16 protein-coding genes are annotated in these 20,787 nt (G+C 73.7%); 12 read left to right on the top strand and 4 right to left on the bottom strand.

Going from position 1 to position 20,787, the window contains the following annotated elements:
• Positions 1–5 precede the first annotated feature (5 nt).
• The 8 genes from RMN57_RS06360 to RMN57_RS06325 all read left to right on the top strand — a co-directional run bounded on the left by RMN57_RS06360 (position 6) and on the right by RMN57_RS06325 (position 9,790).
• Positions 6–422 (top strand): thioesterase family protein, encoded by a 417-nt coding sequence (locus tag RMN57_RS06360; RefSeq protein ID WP_313767729.1) that lies wholly within the window; start codon positions 6–8, stop codon positions 420–422.
• A gap of 47 nt (positions 423–469) precedes the next feature.
• Positions 470–3,028, top strand: coding sequence for an FAD-dependent monooxygenase (locus RMN57_RS06355; protein WP_313762386.1), 2,559 nt, complete (start codon positions 470–472; stop codon positions 3,026–3,028).
• A 14-nt stretch (positions 3,029–3,042) separates the two neighbouring features.
• Positions 3,043–4,128 carry a carbon-nitrogen hydrolase family protein gene (locus RMN57_RS06350; protein WP_313762385.1) on the top strand — a complete coding sequence of 362 codons (1,086 nt, stop codon included), beginning with the start codon at positions 3,043–3,045 and terminating at the stop codon, positions 4,126–4,128.
• On the top strand, positions 4,125–5,237 hold the full coding sequence (locus RMN57_RS06345) for a cupin domain-containing protein (protein ID WP_313762384.1): 1,113 nt from the start codon (positions 4,125–4,127) through the stop codon (positions 5,235–5,237). The genes RMN57_RS06350 and RMN57_RS06345 overlap by 4 nt, the downstream gene beginning before the upstream one ends.
• An 11-nt stretch (positions 5,238–5,248) precedes the next feature.
• Entirely contained in the window at positions 5,249–6,244 is a 996-nt protein-coding gene (locus RMN57_RS06340) for a fumarylacetoacetate hydrolase family protein (RefSeq protein ID WP_313762383.1), read from the top strand.
• Positions 6,241–7,131 (top strand): Asp/Glu racemase, encoded by an 891-nt coding sequence (locus RMN57_RS06335; RefSeq protein ID WP_313762382.1) that lies wholly within the window; start codon positions 6,241–6,243, stop codon positions 7,129–7,131. Before RMN57_RS06340 ends, RMN57_RS06335 begins: the two co-directional genes overlap by 4 nt.
• A gap of 72 nt (positions 7,132–7,203) precedes the next feature.
• Positions 7,204–8,061, top strand: a complete 858-nt coding sequence (locus tag RMN57_RS06330) for a PaaX family transcriptional regulator C-terminal domain-containing protein (RefSeq protein WP_313762381.1) — start codon at positions 7,204–7,206, stop codon at positions 8,059–8,061.
• Between the two features lie 91 nt (positions 8,062–8,152).
• Entirely contained in the window at positions 8,153–9,790 is a 1,638-nt protein-coding gene (locus RMN57_RS06325; protein ID WP_313762380.1) for an amidohydrolase, read from the top strand.
• Here the strand turns inward: RMN57_RS06325 and RMN57_RS06320 are convergent.
• Entirely contained in the window at positions 9,759–10,199 is a 441-nt protein-coding gene (locus tag RMN57_RS06320; protein ID WP_313762379.1) for a VOC family protein, read from the bottom strand. The two genes, RMN57_RS06325 and RMN57_RS06320, sit on opposite strands and share 32 nt — an antisense overlap.
• A gap of 245 nt (positions 10,200–10,444) precedes the next feature.
• On the opposite strand from RMN57_RS06320, the gene RMN57_RS06315 reads away from it, so the two are divergent.
• From RMN57_RS06315 to RMN57_RS06300, 4 genes are all read left to right on the top strand, one after another.
• Positions 10,445–12,490, top strand: coding sequence for a hypothetical protein (locus tag RMN57_RS06315; protein WP_313762378.1), 2,046 nt, complete (start codon positions 10,445–10,447; stop codon positions 12,488–12,490).
• Between the two features lie 174 nt (positions 12,491–12,664).
• Positions 12,665–13,333, top strand: a complete 669-nt coding sequence (locus tag RMN57_RS06310) for a cutinase family protein (RefSeq protein ID WP_313762377.1) — start codon at positions 12,665–12,667, stop codon at positions 13,331–13,333.
• A 201-nt stretch (positions 13,334–13,534) separates the two neighbouring features.
• A complete protein-coding gene (locus tag RMN57_RS06305) occupies positions 13,535–16,015 on the top strand; it encodes a penicillin acylase family protein (RefSeq protein ID WP_313762376.1) in 2,481 nt (826 codons plus the stop codon).
• Positions 16,016–16,086: 71 nt separating this feature from the next.
• The gene (locus tag RMN57_RS06300) at positions 16,087–17,148 is read left to right on the top strand and encodes an alpha/beta hydrolase-fold protein (protein ID WP_313762375.1); all 1,062 of its coding nucleotides are present in this window, start codon (positions 16,087–16,089) and stop codon (positions 17,146–17,148) included.
• Between the two features lie 27 nt (positions 17,149–17,175).
• On the opposite strand, the gene RMN57_RS06295 is transcribed toward RMN57_RS06300, so the two are convergent.
• From RMN57_RS06295 to RMN57_RS06285, 3 genes are all read right to left on the bottom strand, one after another.
• Positions 17,176–18,267, bottom strand: coding sequence for a BTAD domain-containing putative transcriptional regulator (locus RMN57_RS06295; protein WP_313762374.1), 1,092 nt, complete (start codon positions 18,265–18,267; stop codon positions 17,176–17,178).
• A 126-nt stretch (positions 18,268–18,393) separates the two neighbouring features.
• A complete protein-coding gene (locus RMN57_RS06290) occupies positions 18,394–19,794 on the bottom strand; it encodes a serine/threonine-protein kinase (RefSeq protein ID WP_313762373.1) in 1,401 nt (466 codons plus the stop codon).
• A gap of 7 nt (positions 19,795–19,801) precedes the next feature.
• A complete protein-coding gene (locus RMN57_RS06285) occupies positions 19,802–20,569 on the bottom strand; it encodes a serine/threonine protein kinase (RefSeq protein WP_313762372.1) in 768 nt (255 codons plus the stop codon).
• Positions 20,570–20,787: the final 218 nt, after the last annotated feature.

Below are 20,787 nucleotides of genomic sequence, written 5' to 3'. Positions count from 1 at the left end.
CGGCCGTGCACCCGGCCAGCGTGGCGGTGGAGCGGCGGGTGGAGTGGTCGGACACCGACGCGGCCGGGCACTACCACTTCTCGGCGGTGCAGCGCTGGGTCGAGGCGGCGGAGGCGGTGCTGCTGCGCCGGCTCGGGCTGGCCGGGCTGTTCGGCCGGATCCCGCGCGTGCACTTCGAGGCCGACTACCGCGAGCGCCTCTGGTTCGGCGACCAGGTCCGCACCGAGCTGCGCGTCCTGCGGGTCGGCGGTTCCTCGCTGCACTACGCCTTCGAGGTGCACGGCCCGCTGGGCCTGGCCGCGGCCGGGCGGATGTCGGTGGTGCACGCCGCCGCGCAGGGCAAGGGTGCCGAACCCTGGCCCGCCGAGGTGCGCCGGGCGCTCGCCGAGTCCGGTCCGCAGCAGCCGGAGGGCTACCGGTGAGCGGCGGGGGGCTGTTGGTGGGCGGGCTGCCGGGGGGCGGCCGGGGCGTGCCGGCAGGCTCCGCGGTGCGGCGGATCGCGGTGGTCGGCGCCGGGCCCGGCGGCCTCTACTTCGCCGCCCTGGCCAAGAAGTTGGCGCCGCACCGGGAGATCACCGTGTGGGAGCGCGACGCCCGCGACGACGCCCAGGGCTTCGGCGTGGTCTTCTCGGACGAGACGCTGGACGGCATCGCCCAGGCCGACCCGCCGGTCTTCGCCGCGCTGTCCGCCGAGTTCGCCCGCTGGAGCGACATCGACGTCCGGTACGCCGGCCAGGTGCGCACGTGCGGCGGGCACGGCTTCGCCGCACTGGACCGCAACCGGCTGCGCGCGATCCTGCAACAGCGCTGCGCCGAGCTGGGGGTGGACGTGCGCTACCGCACGCCCGCGCCACCGGTCGCCCGGCTGGCGGCCGGGTACGACCTGGTGGTGGCCGCCGACGGCGTGCGCTCGGCCACCCGGGCGGCCCTCGCGGAGGCCTTCCGGCCCGAACTGGACGAGCGCCACTGCCGCTACATCTGGCTCGCCACCGACAAGGTCTTCGAGGCCTTCACCTTCATCGTGGAGCAGTACGACTTCGGCGCACTGCAGGTGCACGCCTATCCGTACAGCCGCCGGCGCTCGACGTTCATCGTGGAGATGGCCGAGGAGGCGTGGCGCAAGGCGGGCTTCGAGGAGCCGGCCGGGCGGGAGCCGGGGCGGGGGGAGAGCGACCTGCCGAGCGTGCGGCGGTGCGAGCACCTGCTCGCCGCGCACCTGGACGGGCACCGGCTGATCCCCAACGCCTCGCGCTGGATCCGGTTCACGACCGTGCGCAATGCGAGCTGGCACCACCGCAACGTGGTGCTGCTCGGGGACGCCGCGCACACCGCCCACTTCTCGATCGGATCGGGCACCAAACTGGCCCTGGAGGACGGCCTCGCGCTGGCCGCCGCGCTGCACGAACACCCCCTGCTCGAAGGTGCGTTGGCGGCCTACGAGGGCGAGCGCCGGCCGGTGGTGGAGTCCGCGCAGCGGGCCGCGCAGGCGAGCCTGGAGTGGTTCGAGACCGTCGGCCGGCACACCGGCCAGGGCGCCGGGCAGTTCGCCTTCAACCTGCTCACCCGCAGCCGCCGGGTCACCTACGGCAACCTGCGCGCCCGGGACGCCGCCTTCGTGGACGGCGTCGACGCGGCCTTCGGCGGCGCTGCGGAGCGCGAGGCGGAGGGCCGGGACGCACCCTCCGACGACACGGTCCCCGACGCTGGCGCGGCGGGCGTCCCCCCGATGTTCCGGCCGCTGCGGCTGGGCCGGCTGCGGCTGCGCAACCGGATCGTGGTGCCGCCGCTGGCCACGTTCACCGCCGTGGACGGGATGCCCAGCGGCTTCGACCGGGCCCAGCTCGCCGCACAGGTCCTCGGCGGCGCCGGTCTGGTCTTCACCGGCATGACCGCGGTCAGCGCGCAGGGCCGGGCCACCGAGCGCTGCCCGGGCCTGTGGACGGACGCCCAGGAGGCGGCCTGGCGTTCGGTGGTGCACGCGGCCCGGCAGCTCGGCGACACGCCGCTGGGCATCCAGCTGACACACGCCGGGCGGCGCGCGGCGAGCGCCGTGCCCGGCCCGGACGGGATCGGGCGCCCCCTCGCGGACGGCTGGCCGACGCTGGCGGCCTCGCCGCTGCCCTGGGAGCCGGGGGCCCCGTCGCCGCGCGCGGCCGACGCTGCCGAACTGGCCGGTGCGGTCGCCGACTTCGCGGCTGCCGCGACCCGCGCCGACCGGGCCGGTTTCGACGTGCTGGGGCTGCAGTTCGGCCACGGTCACCTGGTCTCCGGGTTCCTCTCGCCGCTGACCAACCTCCGCACCGACCGCTACGGCGGACCGCTGGAGCACCGGTTGCGGCTGGCCCTGGAGGTGCTCGCCGCGGTGCGGGCCGCCTGGCCGGCCGACAAGCCGATCGTGGTCCGGATCTCGGCGGCCGACTGGGCTCCGGGCGGCACCACCGAGGCGGAGGCGGTGGCGATCTGCCGGGCGCTGGCCGGCGCGGGCGCGGACGCGCTGGACGTCTCCACCGGCGAGGTGGTCGCCCACCAGAAGGTGCCCTACGGGCGCGGCTACCAGGTGCCGTTCGCCGACCTGGTCCGCAACGCGACCGGGATCCCGACCATCGCGGTCGGCGCGATCTCCGGCCACGACGACGCCAACTCGGTGCTGCTGGCCGGCCGGGCGGACCTGGTCGCGGTCGGCCGGGCCCACCTGTACGACCCGCTGTGGACGCTGCACGCCGCGGCCGAGCAGGGCTACGCCGGCCCCGGGGCGCGCTGGCCGCAGCCCTGGCAGCCGGGCAGCCGCCGGCCGCCGGGGCCCGGAGCGGACCGGGTCGCGCCCCGGCTGCGGCTGCTGCCCGAGGCGGCCGCCCCGGTGCACCGCCGCTGGCTGCCGCCGGACCACCCGGCCGCCGGCCGGCCGGTCGCCGACCGGCCCGACGGCGCGCCTGGCGACGGTCCGCCCGGCGACCTGCCGTCCGCCCCTCCCACCGGCCGGCAGGACGAGCTCCCCGGCCGGAAGCCCACCGAACCCGTGCCGAACTGAGGGAGGACCGGAGGATGCCCCACCTGCCCCGCTTCACCGCCGCCGCCGTCCAGGCCGCGCCCGTCTACCTGGACCCGGACGCCACCGTCGACAAGGCCGTCGCCCTGATCGCCGAGGCGGCCGCGCACGGCGCCGAACTGGTGGTCTTCCCCGAGGTCTTCGTGCCCGGCTACCCCTACTGGAACTGGACACTCAACCCCGTCCAGGGTTCGCCCTGGTTCGAACGCCTCTACCTGGCCTCGATCGACGTCCCCGGCCCGCACGTGGACCTGCTCTGCGCGGCCGCCCGCCGGACCGGCGTGGTCCTGGTGATCGGCGTCAACGAGCGCGGCGGGCCCGGCCTGGGCACCCTGTACAACACGCTGCTCACCATCGGCCCGGACGGCCGGCTGCTCGGCGTGCACCGCAAGCTCGTACCGACCTGGGCCGAGAAGCTGACCTGGGCCCCGGGCGACGGCAGCTCACTGGTGGTGCACCGGACGCCGATCGGCCCGCTCGGAGCGCTCGCGTGCGGTGAGAACACCAACCCGCTGGCCCGCTTCACGCTGCTCGCCCAGGGCGAACTGGTGCACGCCGCAAGCTACATCGCGCTGCCGGTCGCGCCCGACGACTACGACATGGCGGAGGCCATCGCGCTGCGCGCGGCCGCGCACTGCTTCGAGGGCAAGGTGTTCACCGTGGTGTCCTGTTCGACGATCTCGCCCGAGATCGTCGACCTGGTGGCCGGCGAGGACCAGCAGGTGCGCAAGCAGCTCGCCCGCCCGCGCGCCGCGCTCTCCGGCGTCTTCGGCCCGGACGGGCGCCCGGTCACGGAGCCGCTGGTCGACGAGGAGGGCATCGTCTACGCCGAGATCGACCTCGCGCGCTGCGTCCAGCCCAAGCAGATGCACGACATCGTCGGCCACTACAACCGCTTCGACGTCTTCCGGCTGCACGTCGACGCCAGCCCGCACCGGCCCGTGCACGTCGAGGGCCACCGGTCCGACGGCCACCGGCCCGACGGGTACCCAGCCGGCGCGAACCGGCCCGACGGACACCGGCCCGGCGCCGACCGCCCCCGCCCCGAGCAGGAGAGCGGCACCCACCAGGAGGAAGCGTGAACGACTACGACGACACCCGGCCGGGCCGGGCCCGGGTCGGGGACAGCCCCGAACTCGCCGCCTACTACGAGGAGCTGGCCAAGCACGAGGCCGGCGCGCTCTGGACGGTGGCGAACGAGATCGAACCCTGGTACCCGCAGCCCAGGTCCGTCCCGGTGCTCTGGCGCTACGCGGACCTGGCACCGCTGGTCCGCAAGGCGCTGCCGCTGGTCCGGGCGGACGACGCCGGACGCCGGGTGGTGATGCTGGTCAACCCGGGCCGGCGTGAACTGAGCGCGGCCGTCGGCCTGTTGTACACCGGCCTGCAGATCATGGGCCCGGGCGAGGCGATGACCGCGCACCGCCACCAGGCCGCCGCACTGCGCTTCGTCCACGAGGGCACCGGCGCCTGGACGATCGTGGACGGCCAGAAGCTCAAGGTCGGGCCGCGCGACTTCGCGATCACGCCCAACAACACCTGGCACGAGCACGGCAACGAAGCCTCGGACGAACCGGTGATCTGGCAGGACGGACTGGACATCCCGCTGGTCAACGCGCTCGACGCCGGCTTCTACGAAGTCCACCCCGAGCTCTACCAGCAGCCCGGCACGGTGGTGAACTCCTCGCTGCTCAGCTACGCCGGCACCCTGCTGCCGTACGGCGTCGAGACGTGGAGCCGCCCGTACTCCCCCCTGCTGGGCTGGCCCTGGGAGCCCAGCTACGAGGCGCTCCGCCGGCTGGCCCGGGCGGGCGAAGGATCCCCGTACGACGGCGTGATCATGGAGTACGCCAACCCGGTCACCGGCGGTTCGGTGATGCCCACGATGAGCGCCCACCTGCAACTGCTGCGCCCGGGCCAGGCCACCCTCGCGCACCGGCACACCGGCTCGGTCGTCTACACGGCGGCGAAGGGCCGCGGCGTCTCGGTGATCGCCGGGCAGCGCTTCGAGTGGCAGCAGGGCGACGTCTTCGTGGTTCCGTCCTGGGCCTGGCACGAGCACGCGAACTCCGACCCGGGCGAGGACGCCTGCCTCTTCTCGTTCAACGACTTCCCGGTGATGCGCTCGCTCGGCATGTACCGCGAGGAGGCCCACCCGGACAACGCCGGCCACCAGCCCGTCCTCTCGTAAGGAGCCCTTCGATGCACCTGCTCAGCTTCCACGCCGGCGGCAGCGACACGCCGCGCCTCGGCGCGCGGACCGGTGAGCGCGTGGCCGACCTGGCGGCGCTCGCCACCGCCGCCGGTGCCGACCTGCCCGGCGACCTGGCCGCGCTGATCCGGGCCGGCGAACCCGCCCTGGCCACCGCCCGCGCACTGCTGGCCGCCGCGCCGGACGACGCCTGGCTGCCGCTCGCCGGGGTCACGCTGCGCGCGCCGCTGCGCCCCGGCAAGATCGTCGGAGTCGGCCTCAACTACGTCGAGCACGTCGAGGAGTCGCACCGCTCGCTCGACACCGAGCGCGAACTGCCGGACCGCCCGGTGCTGTTCGGCAAGCCGGCCACCGCCGTCACCGGCCCCGGCGGGCCGATCCTGCACAACGCCGACCTCACCAAGCAGCTCGACTGGGAGTGCGAACTGGCCGTGGTGATCGGCCGGACGGCCCGGCGGGTCACCGAGGCCGACGCGCTGCGGCACGTCTTCGGCTACAGCATCGTCAACGACGTCAGCGCGCGCGACCAGCGCCGCTCCGGGCAGTGGTTCTTCTCCAAGGGCCAGGACTCCTACTGCCCGTTCGGGCCGGTGGTGGTCACCGCCGACGAGATCCCCGACCCGCAGAACCTCGACCTCTCGCTCAAGGTCAACGGCGTGACGAAGCAGGACTCCAACACCCGCCACATGCTCTTCGGCGTCGCCCGGCTGATCGCCGACATCTCCTCCGGCATGACCCTGGAGCCCGGCGACGTGATCGCCACCGGCTCGCCGTCCGGTGTCGGCGCCGGCCTGGTCCCGCCGCAGTTCCTGCAGCCCGGCGACCTGGTGGAGGCCACCGTCGAGCGGATCGGCACGCTCGCCAACCCGGTCGTCGACGCCCGCGGGTACGACGCCGGCGAGTACGACGCCGACGGGTACGACGCCGGCGACTACGACGCCCGCGCACACGGAGCCCGCGGCCACGGCGAAGGGGCGGGTGCATGACCACCTACCGGATCGGCCAGATCGTCCCGAGCTCCAACGTCACCATGGAGACCGAGGTCCCGGCCCTGCTGCGGGCCAGGGAGACGGTCGCCCCCGAGCGCTTCACCTTCCACTCCAGCCGGATGCGGATGACCAGGGTCACCCCCGAGCAACTGCGCGCGATGGACGCCGACTCGGACCGCTGCGCGCTCGAACTCTCCGACGCCCGGGTCGACGTGCTCGGCTACGCGTGCCTGGTGGCGGTCATGAGCAACGGGCCCGGCTACCACCGGGAGTCCGAGCGGCGGCTGCACCGGCGCACCGTCGAGAACGGCGCCCCGGCGCCGGTGGTGACCAGCGCGGGCGCCCTGGTGGCCGGGCTGCACGTCCTCGGGGCCAAGAAGGTCGCACTGGTCGCGCCCTACCTGCGGCCGCTCGCCCGGACGGTGGTGGACTACCTGGCGCACGAGGGCATCACGGTGACCGACCACGCGGCCCTGGAGATCCCCGACAACCTGGCGGTCGCCGCCCACGACCCGGCCCGGCTGCCCGGGATCGCCGCCCGCCTGGCGCACGACGAGGCGGACGCCGTGGTGCTCTCCGCCTGCGTGCAGATGCCCTCGCTGGCGGCCGTCGAGGAGGCCGAGCAGCGGCTCGGCAAGCCGGTGGTCTCCGCCGCGATCTGCACCGTCCACCAGCTGCTGTGCGCGCTCGGGCTGCCCGCCTTCGCACCCGGGGCGGGGGCGCTGCTCTGCGGCGCCTACGACGGGAGCACCTCCCCGCTCCTGGGTTCGGCGCCCGCCGCGCCGCCGTCCCGGTCACCGGCGGCCGTCCCGCAGCCGCCCGCCGTGCTGCAGCCGCCCGTCGTGCCGCCGTCCGGACCACGTGGCTGCGCTCCGACAGTATGATCACGCCGGACGGCCGCCGCGGACGCCGGCGCGGCCGCGCGCCCGCGAGGCCACGACGGGAGGAGGGCCGCCATGCCGGAGAACACGCCACGCCCCAGCTCCCTGATCCACACCATCTACGGCGAGTTCGTGCGACGGCTCGGCGGCTGGATCTCGATAGCCGACCTGATCGCGCTGATGGCCGAACTGGACGTCGACGCGCCCGCCGTCCGGTCGGCCATCTCGCGGCTGAAGAAGGCCGGCACCCTGCTGCAGGAGCGGCGCGCGGGCACCGGCTACCGGCTGAGTCCGGCGATGGGCCCCGTCTTCGACGAGGGCGACCGCCGGATCTTCCACAGCCTGGCGCCCGCCGAACTCGCCGACGGCTGGGTGGTCGCGGTCTTCTCCGTCCCCGAGTCGGAGCGGGCCAGCCGCCACCAGCTGCGGTCGCGGCTGGGCTGGCTCGGTTTCGGCAACGCCGCCCCCGGGGTCTGGCTGGCGCCCGCCCGGGTACTGCCGGACGCCCGCCGGCTGCTGGAGCGGCTCGGGCTGAGTGCGTACGTCCACCTCTTCCTGTCCGAGTACGCCGGGTTCGCCGAACTGCGCTCGGCGGTCGGCTCCTGGTGGGACTTCCCGGCGATCGAGGCGCAGTACGCCGAGTTCACCGAGGCCTGGGGGCAGGTGGCCGCCGGCGTGCGCCCGCGCGGGCCCGAGCGGATCGAGCCGGTCGAGGCGTTCCGCGCGTACGTCCCGATGCTCACCCAGTGGCGCCGGCTGCCGTACCTCGACCCGGGGCTGCCGGCGCCGCTGCTGCCGCCGGAGTGGAACGCCGTCGCGGCCCGCGCGGTCTTCACCGAACTGCACGAGCTGCTCGCCGAACCCGGCCTCCGGCACGTCGAGCAGCTCACCGGTCTGGCCCGCCCGGAGCCCGACGCCCAGCCGTATCCGTAGCCGAATCGACAGCCGTATCCGTACCCGGAGCCGACTCCGGAGCCCCACCCGCCGCCCGACCGGGCGCCACGACGTCGGAGGAGATGCCGCCGTGACCGACCACGCCCCCGCCGACCTGCTGATCCGGTCCGGCGCCGTCCACACGCTCGTCCCCGGCGAGGCGCCGCGTCGTGCGCTGGCCGTCACCGGTGACCGGATCACCGCGCTGTCGGCCGCGGCCGACGGCCTGGACCACCTGATCGGCCCGGCGACGGAGGTGCTGGACCTGCCCGGCGCCACCATGCTGCCCGCCTTCGACGACACCCACACCCATCTGATCCTCGCCGCGCACAGCGTCCACGACGTGCCGGTCCACCGGGCCCGCGACCTCGGCGAGTTCCTCGCCCTGATCCGTGAGCGGGCGGCGGACACGCCCCCCGGGCAGTGGATCCGCACCACGATCAACTGGCAGGAGGTCAACCTCGCCGAACAGCGCCTGCCCCGCACCGCGGAACTGGACGCGGCCACCGACCGGCACCCGGTGCTGGTGCGGCGCGGCGCCTACAACATGGTGCTCAACACGCCCGCGCTGCGACTGGCCGGCATCACCGACGCCACCGAACCCCCGCCCGGCGGCGTGATCGAGCGGGACGAGCAGGGCCGGCTGACCGGCCGGCTGGTCGACAAGGCGGTCGCCCTGGCCGAACGGGTGCTGCCGCGCCCCGCCCTCGCCGACCGGATCGACGGCCTGCGGGCCGCCTCCGCCGACTACGCCGCGACCGGGATCGGCACGGTCCGCGACTGCCTGGTCCCGGTGGAGGACCTCGACGTGCTGCGCGCGGCCCGGCAGGCCGGTGCGCTGGGCGTGCGGGTGCGCGCCCTGGTCTCCGGCTTCGGCGCCCGCACGCCCGCGCAGGTGGACGAACTGCTCGACCGGATGGAGCCCTGGCGCGCCGAGGGCGACGCCTGGCTGAGCGTCTGGGGCGTGAAGTTCGGCATCGACGGCGGCATCGAGGCGGGTGCGCTGGACGAACCCTACGAAGGCCGCCCGTGCTACCACGGCACCCTGCTCTGGGAGCCGGAGGAGCTGGCGGCTGCGGTCGACCGGGTGGTCGCGCGCGGCTGGCGGGTCGGTGTGCACGCCTGGGGGGACCGCGGCCTCCGCACGCTGCTGGACGTATTCGAACGGGTGCTCAAGGACCGCCCCGGCCTGGCCCCGGGCACCCTGGTGGTCGAACACGGCGGGCTGGCCCGGCCCGACCAGCGGGCTCGCGCGATCGCGCTCGGCATCCCGGTCACCGTCCAGCACCCGCTGCTGCACGATGCGGCGACGGCCCAGATCAGGGCCTGGGGCGCCGAGCGGGTGCGCGGCATCTTCCCGCTGCGCGAGTGGCTGGACGAGGGTGCGCTGCTGGCGGCCGGCTCGGACTTCCCGGTCGGGCCCTACGGTGCGATGGTCTCGGTCTGGGGCATGACGACCCGGCAGACCGTGGCCGGCGCGCAGGGCGCCGAGAACGCGATCACCCGGGCCGAGGCGATCGCCCTGCACACCGTCGACGCGGCCCGGTTGCTCGGCGAGAGCGGCACGCGCGGGAGCCTGCGCCCCGGCGCGCTGGCGGACCTCACCCTCTGGCCCGCCGACCCGCTGGACTGCCCGCCGGAGGAGCTCGCGGCGCTGAGGCCGATCCGCACCGTACTCGGGGGCCGGACCGTCCACCTCAGCCCAGCTGTTCGGCCAGCGCGAGGATGATTCCGCTCGGCCCGCGGAGGTAGCAGAGCAGGTAGCTGTCCTCGTAGCGCGCCACCTCGCCGACGAGTTCGGCGCCGTGCGGGCGCAGGCGGGCGAGGGTGTCCTCGATGTCGTCGACGGCGAACATGACGCGGTGCAGGCCCAGCGTGTTCGCCGGGGTGATCTCCGGCTCGGGGGTGATCGCCTCCGGGGTGTGGTACTTCGCCAGTTCGAGTCGGCCCGGGCCGTCCGGGATCCGCATCATCGCGATCTCGCTGCGCATGTCGGCGAGCCCGACGACGCTTCCCGCCCAGCTCCCCTCGATCGGCATCCTGCCCTCCAGCTCCATGCCGAGCTCGGTGAAGAAGGCGATGGCGGCGTCGAGATCGTCGACGACGATGCCGACGTTGTCCATGCGGTGAATCGTCATGCCCCCGAGGATAGAAGCCGGGTCCGACGCCGCCGGGCAAGCACGGCCCTGACGTGCCCGCGGGCCCCACCGGCCCGCGGGCACGTGCCCCGGTGGGGGCGGCAGCGGCCCCGGCAGCGGCCTCGGCCTCCGGTAGGCCGGATGCACTACGTCACCCGTGGTCCGGATTGCCGCCGGACCGGGCCCGTGCGGTGATTGCTCTGGCGTCTCGGATGCCCGCACCGACGGTCGGCTGGAGGACTGGGATGGCACAGCAGGCGGCTTCGGCCACGGGCGGACGAAGTGCCCTGGCGAAGATCGTGTTCGCGCTGGGGCTGGTGCTCTTCGTGCAGGCCCTGCTCGCGTTGTGCCTCGTCAGCGCCCAGCAGCTGCTCGTGCCACGGAACATGCCCTTCGGCGTGGCCGGGCCGCCCTCGCCCGTGGTCGCCGAGGTGGCGTCGCGCGTGGGGCTGGCGCTGACCTCCTACGAGGACCAGTCCGCCGCGACGGCCGCCGCGGACCGGGGCGAGCTGTACGGCGCCTACGTCAGCGGCGGCTCGGCCGACACGTTGATCGTGGTCCCGTCGAAGAGCTTCTTCGCCCAGACCGAGCTGGAGCCCGCGTTCGTGGCGGCGGCGCACAAGCTGGACCGACCGCTGACGGTGCAGACCGTCAAGCCGCTCGCCCCCACCGACCCGGTCGGCGCCGTCACGTCGCTGTTGCTGCTGCCCCTGCTGATCGGCGGATACCTGGCCGCCGTGCTGGTCTACAAGGCGGCCCACGGCGTCGCCGCCGCGCCGTGGCGTGGGGCCATCCTGGTCGGCTACGCGCTGGTGGGGGCGCTGCTGACCGACCTGATCGCCGGCTTGGGGATCGGCGCGTACTCCAGCAGCCATTTCTGGTCGTTGCTGCCGTGCTTCTGGCTCATCACCTCGGCGGTGGCGCTGGCCGCTGCCGGGTTGCAGGCCATGGTGGGCAGGATGGGCACCCTGATCGTGGCGTTGCTCTTCATCGTCATCGGCGGCCCGCCGGCCGGGGGGTCGGGCACGTACCTGCTTCCGGTGTACTGGCGCAACATCGGGGTGATCTTCCCGGCGCAGAGCGCAGTCAACCTGATCAATCACGTGCTCTACTTCGGCGGGAGCGACATCTCCACCCCACTGATCGTGCTGTTCCTCTACGCATTCGCCGGAATGGCCGTCATCGGCTGGTACGGCCGTATCCGCCCGGCCAGGGCGGCGGCCCGGGCCGCCGGCGGGGAGAGCGACGCCACCGGACCGACGGCCCCCGCGGCGGCTCCCCCCGACCGCCGGCGCGCGATGATCGGAATCCTCGCGGCGCTGGGCATCTGCGCCGTCATGCAGTGCCTGTTCGCCACCAACTACATGAGCGCCTCGCACGCCCCCAAGGCCACCGACCTGCCGTTCGGCGCGGTCGGCACCTCGCCCGTCCTGGCCGCGGCCGAGCAGAACATCTCCCTGAAGGTCACCCAGTACCCGGACGAGGCCGCGGCCAGGACCGCGATGGACGAGGCCCGGATCTTCGGCGCGCTGATCTCCTCGGGCGCCTCGAACACGCTGATCGTCGTGCCGTCGATGAGCGATCTGGCACCGCTCGACCTCGCGGTGAGGTTCGAGGACGCGGCCAAGGCCACCGGCCAGACCGTGACGGTGCAGCAGTACGCCCCGACACCGCTCGCGGCCAAGGACCCCTTCGGCCTCGTCCAGGGGCTCATGCTGGTTCCGCTGCTCATCGGCGGATACATGAGCTCGACCCTGCTGATGGCCGCGACCGGCAGGGCGGCAGGCCGGTGGCGCGCCGCCCAGCTCGCCGGGTTCGCCGTCGTGAGCGGCCTCGTCATCGATCTGATCGTCTGCTACTGGCTGCAGGGGTTCCCCAGCAGCAAGTTCTGGATCACCTGGCCCATCTGCACGCTGATCGTCGTCGTGGTCGCCTTCGTCGCCGCGATCCTGCAGAAGCTGCTCGGGCCGGTGGGCACCCTGCTGACGGTCGTCGTGATCATGCTGTTCGGCAACCCGTCCGCCGGCGGCGCAACCGGCGTGCCCTACCTGCCCGCCTTCTGGCGCGACATCGGCCCCTACCTGCCGCCCCGGAACGCCTACATCCTGCTGCACCACACGATCTACTTCGACGGCCACGGAACCGGCCGGGCACTGACCACCCTGCTCATCTACCTGGGCGTCGCCGCCGCCGTCCTCATCGTGCTCGACCTGCGCCGCCAGGAAGCCGCAGTGCCCGCCGACGCCACCGAGGCCGCGGCCATGGCCGTCCCCATCGGCGCCACCCCGTGACACCCCCGGCGAAGGCGGAGGAGACCGGCCCCCCGGTCGCCGCCGGCGTGGGCGTGCTGATCCGCGACTTCATCGGGCTGTCATCGACCGCTGCCACTGTCGTCCGGTGATCTCGGCGGAGCGCCCGCCGCATCGGAGAGCGGGCGCGTGGGCCGACTGCGTGGGGAGGAACGAATGCGAGCACGAAGGATCGCGGCCGCGGCGGCCGGAGTCCTGCTGACGGTCGGGCTGACGGCGGCCCAGGGTGCCACGGCCCGGGCGGCCACCACGCGCGTGACGGCTCCGTGCGAGGGCACCTACACGATCGTCGTCGGGGGCACCGGCAGCTCGTGGAACAACGACGGGTTCACCGGCAACATCCAGCAGCACGTCGGGTATCCCACCCAGATCCCCAACGGTGCGAGCACGCGGGCGGGCGTCAACGAGCTGAACCGACTGGTCCGTGACCAGCGCGCCGCCTGCCCGGGCCAGCACGTCAAGATCGGCGGGTACTCGCTGGGGGCCGGGGTGGTGCACGTCTGGGTCACCGAGAACTGGCAGACCTTCGGCAACGTCAACGCCGTCCTCGTCTCGGACCCCAAGCGCCAGGGCCCTCCCGGGGCCAACGGCGGGGCCGTGCCGTTCGGCGGCTTCATCGGAGCTCCGCTCGCCGGCGCCGACAAGTTCTTCGGCAACGTGCCCGTCAAGACGATCTGCCACTGGGACTACGTCTGCGACGAGTCCGCCGGCATCTGGACCTACCCGTACAACCACGTCCACAACTACCCCGAAGACTTCAACATGGATCACCACAACGACAGCGCCAACGAGGTCTGGTACAACGGCGCCTGGTATCCCGCGTAAGCACGGAACGACCGGCGGCCGGGTCGCGTGGCCGAACTCCTTCACCGCCTGTCAACGGCCGGCAGCGTCCGCCGCTGACAGGCGGTGACCCGTTTCCCGCGGCTCGGCGCCCCGGGGTGCGACCGCTTCATCGGGATGTCATCGGCCCTCCCTAGCCTGGCCGCGCTCAGTCAAACGGACCGCAGGGGGAAGGACGACTCGATGGCACGGAGGAGACTCGAAGCGAGGCTGCCGATCGCGGTCATGGCCGTGGCGGCACTGATGAGCACGGTGGCGGCGGCCGGAGCACCGGCCACCGGCACACCGGCCGCCGTCACGGGGCCGGACAAGCCGACGATCCGGTACACCGAGTACGGGATCCCGCACATCATCGCCTCGACGATGGAGGGGCTGGGCGAGGGGTACGGATACGCGGCGGCCAAGGACAACATCTGCACCCTGGCCGACACCTACCTGATGGTCAACGCCCAGAGGTCCCGCTACCTGGGGGCCGACGGCAAGGCGAGCCCCGGCCAGAACCAGAACAGCACCACCAATCTCAACAGCGACCTGTACTTCCAGCGGATGAACGACGACCGGGTGGTGGAGCGGCTGCTCGACCAGCCCGCCCCCAACGGGCCGGAGCCGGAGGTCAAGGAGGCCATCCGCGGCTACGTCCAGGGGTACAACCGCTACCTGGCCGAGACCGGCGTGAACAACCTCTCGGACCCGGCCTGCCGCGGCGCGGCCTGGGTGCGGCCGATCACCGAGCTGGACGTCTACCGGCACGCGCACGCCGAGATCATCATGGGCAGCGCCGATCCGCTGCTGGACGGCGAGGTGAACGCCGCACCCCCGGGAGCCTCGGCCGCCGCGCCGTCCGCCGCCGCGGCGCCCGCGGCCTCCGCGGAGGAGACCGCGACGAAGATCCGCGAGGCCATGGCCGCGAGCCGCCAACAGGGCAGCATGGGCAGCAACGCCCTGGCGGTCGGGTCGCAGGGCGTGGCCGCGGGCACCGGCACCAGCATGCTGCTGGCCAATCCGCACTTCCCGTGGCAGGGCAAGAACCGGATGTGGCAGAGCCAGCTGACGATCCCGGGAAGGTTCAACGTCTCCGGGGCCAGCCTGCTCGGACTCCCCGCGGTCAACATCGGGCACACCGACGACGTCGCCTGGAGCCACACCGTCGCCACGGTGGCCCCGTTCGGGCTGTTCGACGTGCAGGTGGACCCGCTGCACCCGACCAACTACCTGGTGGACGGCGCCTGGCAGCAGATGACCTCGCAGCAGGTCGGGGTCGACGTACTGAAGCCGGACGGCTCCATCGGCAGGGTCACCCGGACGTTGTGGTCCACCCGTTACGGCCCGATCACCACCTCGGTGCACGGCGTCGCGCTGCCCTGGGTGGTGAGCGCGCACGCGGTGCGCGACGCGAACACGGACAACCTGCGGGCGTTGAACACCTGGTTCCACCTCGACCAGGCCAAGGACGTCAACGACGTGGTGAACACCCTGGAGACCACGCAGGGCGTGCCGTTCTTCAACACCGTCGCCTCCGACCGCAAGGGCAACGCGCTGTACGCGGACATCCAGGCCGCCCCGAACATCACCGACGAGCACGCCCGGTCCTGCCTCACGCTGACCGGCCAGGTGCTGTTCAACCAGCAGCTGCGGCTGCCCAACGTGCCGCCGGTCTCCGTCTTCGACGGCAAGCGCAGCGAGTGCGACTGGCCGAACGACCCGAACGCCGTCGCGCCGGGCCTGCTGGACCCGCACAAGCAGCCGCGCCTGATCCGGTCCGACTTCGTGGGCAACGCCAACGACAGCGCCTGGCTGGCCAACCCCGAGCAGCCGCTGTCCTTCCCCAGGGTGATGGGCGACACCGCGGCGCCCCGCTCGCTGCGCACCCAGGAGCTGATCCTGACCGCGCAGAACCGGATCAGCGGCAGCGACGGCCTGCCGGGCCGGGGCTTCACCCCGGAGACCATGCGGCAGTTGCTGTTCGCCGACAACAGCAGGGCGGCCGACCTGGCCCTCAACGCCACGGTGAGCACGTGCCGCAGCCAGCCCTTCGGGCTCGTCCTGGTGGACGGCAACCTGGTCAACGTGAGCGAGGCCTGCCCGATCCTGGCCGCCTGGAACCACAAGTACACCGCCGACAGCCGAGGGTCCTGGCTGTTCGAGAACCTCTGGTACCTCCTGACCAACGGCCAGGCGATCGAGAAGCTGCCGTGGCGGGTTCCCTTCGACCCCAAGGACCCGGTGCACACGCCCAACTCGCTGGACCCCGGCAGCTCCGCCGTCCGCGACGCGCTCGCCCGGGCCGTCCTCGCGCTGCGCAATGCGGGCATTCCGTTGAACGCGTCGCTGTCGGAGGTCCAGAAGATCACCCGCAACGCCGAGCAGATCCCGATCCACGGGGCGGTCCACGAACTGGGCGTGCTGAACGTGGTCACCCCCGGAACGGTCGACGGCAAGCTGGACATCACCTTCGGCTCCAGCTTCGTCCAGGAGACGCGGTTCACCGCCGACGGCCCGCCACAGGCCGCCTCGCTGCTGGCCTACTCCCAGTCGGCCAACCCGAACTCGCCCCACTACTCGGACCAGACCAGGCTGTTCTCGGCCGGCCAGTGGGTGACCGAGCGGTACACCGAGGACCAGATCGCCGCCTCACCGGCGCTGGAGATCAAGGTCCTGGACTGATGCTCCCGATCCGCACAGCGACAACACCCACGAGGGGGAACACCGTGACGAGGACATGGAGTCGGTGGCGCATGGTGGTGGCCCTGCTGGCCGCCGTCGTGGCAACGGCCACGACGGCGGGCACGGCGCGGGCCGCCGGCGGCACCGGGGCGCCGCCGCCGATGGCGAACGGGTTCGGCCTGACCCAGGTCGAACCGGCCGTGGGCGGCCCGACCAACTTCTACCTCACCGTGACCACACCGGAGGTCACGGGCCGGCACCACATCAAGATCATCCTGCCGGGCGGGTACTACGACGACCCGACCAGGCGCTACCCCGTGCTGTACTTCCTGCACGGCTCACCCGACGACCCCGTCCAGCAGAACTATCCGGCGCTGACCATGTCCGACTCGATGATCACCGTCATCCCGGACGGCGGCGCCCGGGGCTGGTACGCCAACTGGCTCAACCAGAACACCCAGCTCGGAGCCCAGAACTGGGAGAACTTCCACCTCCAGCAGGTGATCCCGTTCATCGACGCGAACCTGCGGACCGTCGCCACCAAGAAGGCCAGGGCCGTCGCGGGCGTCTCCATGGGCGGCTTCGGGGCCCTCCACTACGCCCAGGACCACCCCGAACTGTTCAGCCAGACCGCGTCCCTGTCCGGGGACATCGACCTGTCGGCCGACTCCATGGACCTGCGGCTGGCCGTCGTCGCCTCCCTCATCGACGCGCAGGGCGCGATCTGCGGGTCGGCCTCCGGATTCTGCGGCGACCCCACCAACGACCCGTACAAGCCCGGCGTGGACAGCGACGCCCTGTTCGGCTCGCCCTACCCGGTGTTCAACGTGGACTGGCGGTGGAACGCGGCCGACCCGTCCCAGCACATGGACAAGCTCAAGCTCGCCGGAGTCGGGGTCTCCATCTACGTGGGCAACGGGGGCGGCGTCCCCACCGACCTGGAGTTCTGGCTCGAAGGCGCGTCCAAGCACGTCAAGGACCGCATGGACGCCCTGGGCATGTCCTACCACTACGTCGACTACGGCGACGGCTCCGGCTGGGGCACCCACTGCAACGGCGGCCACAACGGCGGCTGCTGGGAACAGGACCTCCGGGACCTGATCCCCCGGCTGGAACGGGCCTTCGCCTCCTGAGCGTGACCCGTGGAGCCGGCCCGGGCCTCACCGCACGGCCGCGGTGCGGCCCGGGCCGGCCTCGGTCCGGAAGACGAGGCTCTGGTCCCCGGCGAGGATCAGCCGGCAGGTCTGCTGCAGCATCCGACTCGGAGCGACCCCCAGGTCGTCGGCCAGCCGGCGGCGGGCGCGGTCGAACACGGCCAGGGCGTCGGCCTGTCGGCCGCTGCGGTACAGCGCCCGCATCAGCATCGCGGCGACCGGCTCGTTCAGGGGGTGCTCCGCGGACAGGGCGAACAGCTCGGCGGTCGCCTCGGAGCACTGGCCCAGCCGCAACTGCCACTCCAGCTTCCGCTGCGCGACGGCGATCCTGCGCTCGGTGAGCCGCAGCCGCTCCAGCTCGGCGAGCGGGCCGGGCAGTCCGGCCAGGACCTCCCCGCGGAACAGGTCCAGCGCCCGGGCGCAGAGGCGGACCGCCTCGGTCGGGTCGCCCGCGCGATGGGCCGTCCCGGCGTCGGTGACCAGGGTCTCCATGCGCGCCAGGTCCACCTCGGCCGCGCCGGACACCAACCGGTAGCCGCACCGGTCGTGCTCGATCACCGAGTCCGGGCTGGCCCCGAGGCGCAGGGTCTTGCGGAGGCGGTAGACGTGGACCGGCACCACGTTCGTGACCGGCTGCTCGGACCCCCAGACACCGTCCAGCAGCTCCTGCTGGCTGACGGCCCGCCCCGCGTGCAACGCCAGTGCCGCCAGTACGGCCTGCTGGCGCAGGTGCCCCAGGTCGAGGGCCCGCCCGTCCCGCCAGGCCCGCAGCGGTCCGAGGACGGAGATCTGCACCCGCGGTCCGGCCGCCCGGCCGGCGGCGCTCCGCGGCACCGGGCCCGGCACCCGCGTACGGGGGCCGCAACCGGGCGCGACCACGCCGCAGTCGAAGGCGTGGACGATGGCGGCGGCCCGGTCGCGCAGCCCGAACTTCCCGAGGATCCGCGCGAGGTGCCCGGCCACGGCCTCCTCGGAGATGGCGAGGGCGGCGGCGATCTCGTCGTCCCGCAGGCCGCAGCCGACCGCGTGCAGCACCTCGCGCTCCTGGGACCCGAGCGCGGCGGCGCTCGGCCGGCTGGTGGTGACGGTCGTCGGCATCGCTGCTCCCTGGACTCCGGGCCGGCCGGTCCGGCGGACGCCGTCGACGCTAGTGACGGGAGTCCGGGCCGCGGAATCCGGAAAGATCCGGAGGAGCCCGCGCGGCACCGCGGCCCGGACACCCGGTCAGGGGCAGCGCACGAGGGTGGGGCGGTCCTTGGTGCGGACGGCGGGGAGCCAGGCGGTGGTGGGGCCGGGGAGGTGGACGCGGTACCAGAGGGTGGAGGTGCGGTCCTCCTCGTCGATGACGGGGAGGCCGGTGGGGAGTTGGCAGTCGGCGTCGAGGAGGTCGTCGTGCCAGACCCGGGTGGGGATCACGTTCTCGGCGGTGTAGGGGCGCAGGGGGTCGACGGCGAGGCCGAGGCTGCACCGGGGGTCGCGGTCGGTGCGGTCCTGGCAGCCGCGTTCGGCGTTGAAGACCCGGACCCGGGTGGGGTGGTCGGCCGGGCCGGGGTGCGGCCAGAACACGGCGGCGGTGACGGCGGCGGCCGCGGCGCAGCCGGCGAGGGCGAGCAGGGCGGTGCGCGGTCGTGGGCGGTGGGAGCGGCGGCCGGACCGGTGGGCACGGATGCGGGCGAGCAGGCTTTCGGCGGTGTGCGGGGCGCGGGCCGCGTGGGTGGGGGCGAGGCAGTCGGCGGCGAGGGCGCGCCAGAACGGCGGGACGCCGGCGGCCAGGCGCAGGTCGGCGCGGCCCTCGGCGTACTGCTGGGCGGCGGCGCTGCGGGCGGTCGGGGTGGCCCCGGGGAACGGCGGGACGCCGGCGGCGAACACCTCGTGGATCACGATGCCGAGCGCCCAGATGTCGGCGGTGGAACGGATCCTGACGCCGTGTTCGCCCAGCGGTTCCTTCCAGCGTTCCGGCGGGAGGTAGTCGGGGGTGCCCATGGGGGCGGAGTGGCCGTGGGTGCCGGTGAGTTCGATGGCGAGGCCGAAGTCGGAGAGGCGGACCTCGCCGTCCCGGCCGATGAGGACGTTCTCGGGCTTGAGGTCCGTGTGGACCCAGCCGGAGCGGTGCAGGTGGGCCAGGCCCTCGCAGATGCCGGCGATGATCCGGCCGCCCCGGTCCTCGTCGACGCCGGTGGCGAGCAGGTCGCGCAGGGTGCCCCGGGCGCGTTCCATGACCAGGACGGTCGCGCCGTCGAGCGCGGGGTGGTCCGGAGCGGCCAGGGTGAGGGTGTCGAGCAGGCGGACCAGCCGGGGGTGCGGGGCGGTCCGGGCCAGCTCGGCCTCGCGGCGGGCGGCCTCGGTGACCTGGCGGGCCTGGCGGGGGGCGAGTCCTGCGGTCGGCAGCACCTTGAGGGCCACCGTGTCGTCGGCACCGACCGGGCCGACCGGGCCGTCCGTGGGGTGGGCACCGCCCGGGCCGTCCGTGGCGGCGGCGCCGGTGGCCTCCTCGGCCCGGCGGGCGGCGTAGACGGTGGCCCAGCCGCCCTCGCCGATGGGCTCGGTGACGATCCAATCGCCGACCCGGTGGCCGGCGGGCAGCAGTTCCTGGCCGGACCCGCGGAAGGCCGGGGCGTGCACCATCGGGCCCCTACCTCCGGTGCTCGGAGGCTTCGGGGCGCGGCAGGAGGGCGAGGTGCTCCTCGCGAACGATGCCGAACTTCAGGGCGAGTCCCACGACGGCCTCGCGCTTGCCGTTGCGGCGGTCCGCACGGCCCGCGTCGTCGGGCAGGTCGATGCGGAGCTTCTCGTCGGCGAGGTAGTCGAGGTGCGAGCTGACCGCTCGGGCGGTCAGCCGGGCGCAGGCGGGGTGGTCGCGCAGCCGCGCGACCACCTGGGGGGTGGTGGGCACGGCGGCGGGGGAGCGGTCGCGCAGCCACGGTTCGCAGAGCGCGACCAGGACCAGGAAGTAGGTGGCGGTCTCGTCCAGCGAGTACGCCGTCATGGTGCGGCTCTCCCGGGAGCCGCCACCGCGGGCGTGCGGGTCCAGGTAGACGTGGTCGGGCGCGAACACCTGGAAGGACAGCGGTGTTTCACGCCGTGAGGGCAGCACCACCCGGGAGAACTCGAACGGGATCGGCGCGCCGATGCGCCGCGGCGGCACCCGCAGGTACTCGCCGGCGCCCTCCGGGTTCTCCACCAGGTAGGCGTGGGTGTTGCTGAGGTTGCTCAACTGCCAGTGGTCGTCGGTCGCGTGGATCTCGCCGGCCAGCCGGGAGACCGTCTCGTCGCCGAGCCGGAGCTCCACCGGCGTGCCGGCGGAGCCGCGGCCGAAGCGCGCCCGCTCTCCCGGACCGAGCCGCAAGGTCACCGCGTCCTCGCCGTTCCCCTCCGGCAGGTGGACGAGAATCCCGCTCACCGTTCCTCCGTCCCGCGCACCGCTTCCCCGTTTCGCCTGCCGAGCGTTGTCGGACGGACGGAACGTTACCTCCTTGAGCATGACAATAAACCGTATGGTGGCGCAGGCCACGTGACGGGGAGACCGGGGAGGTCGGGAGGTCGGGGCGTGCAGGCGGACGGGCGGTCAGCGCATCGGCGCCCCCGGGTCCGAGCGAAGCGAGGCGGAGGCGCCGGTGG

It is taken from the genome of Kitasatospora sp. CM 4170, from assembly GCF_032110285.1.
In the GTDB taxonomy this organism is placed as follows: Bacteria; Actinomycetota; Actinomycetes; order Streptomycetales; family Streptomycetaceae; genus Kitasatospora; species Kitasatospora aburaviensis.
Note: the sequence above shows the minus strand (reverse complement) of the source record. Positions and strands in the feature narration are given on the sequence as shown.

Coding starts and splice junctions, on each gene's coding strand:
- RMN57_RS06350 (WP_313762385.1), top strand. CDS start 3,043: ATGCCCCACCTGCCCCGCTTCACCGCCGCCGCCGTCCAGGCCGCGCCC.
- RMN57_RS06340 (WP_313762383.1), top strand. CDS start 5,249: ATGCACCTGCTCAGCTTCCACGCCGGCGGCAGCGACACGCCGCGCCTC.
- RMN57_RS06335 (WP_313762382.1), top strand. CDS start 6,241: ATGACCACCTACCGGATCGGCCAGATCGTCCCGAGCTCCAACGTCACC.
- RMN57_RS06330 (WP_313762381.1), top strand. CDS start 7,204: ATGCCGGAGAACACGCCACGCCCCAGCTCCCTGATCCACACCATCTAC.
- RMN57_RS06320 (WP_313762379.1), bottom strand. CDS start 10,199: ATGACGATTCACCGCATGGACAACGTCGGCATCGTCGTCGACGATCTC.
- RMN57_RS06315 (WP_313762378.1), top strand. CDS start 10,445: ATGGCACAGCAGGCGGCTTCGGCCACGGGCGGACGAAGTGCCCTGGCG.
- RMN57_RS06310 (WP_313762377.1), top strand. CDS start 12,665: ATGCGAGCACGAAGGATCGCGGCCGCGGCGGCCGGAGTCCTGCTGACG.
- RMN57_RS06305 (WP_313762376.1), top strand. CDS start 13,535: ATGGCACGGAGGAGACTCGAAGCGAGGCTGCCGATCGCGGTCATGGCC.
- RMN57_RS06300 (WP_313762375.1), top strand. CDS start 16,087: ATGGTGGTGGCCCTGCTGGCCGCCGTCGTGGCAACGGCCACGACGGCG.
- RMN57_RS06295 (WP_313762374.1), bottom strand. CDS start 18,267: ATGCCGACGACCGTCACCACCAGCCGGCCGAGCGCCGCCGCGCTCGGG.
- RMN57_RS06290 (WP_313762373.1), bottom strand. CDS start 19,794: ATGGTGCACGCCCCGGCCTTCCGCGGGTCCGGCCAGGAACTGCTGCCC.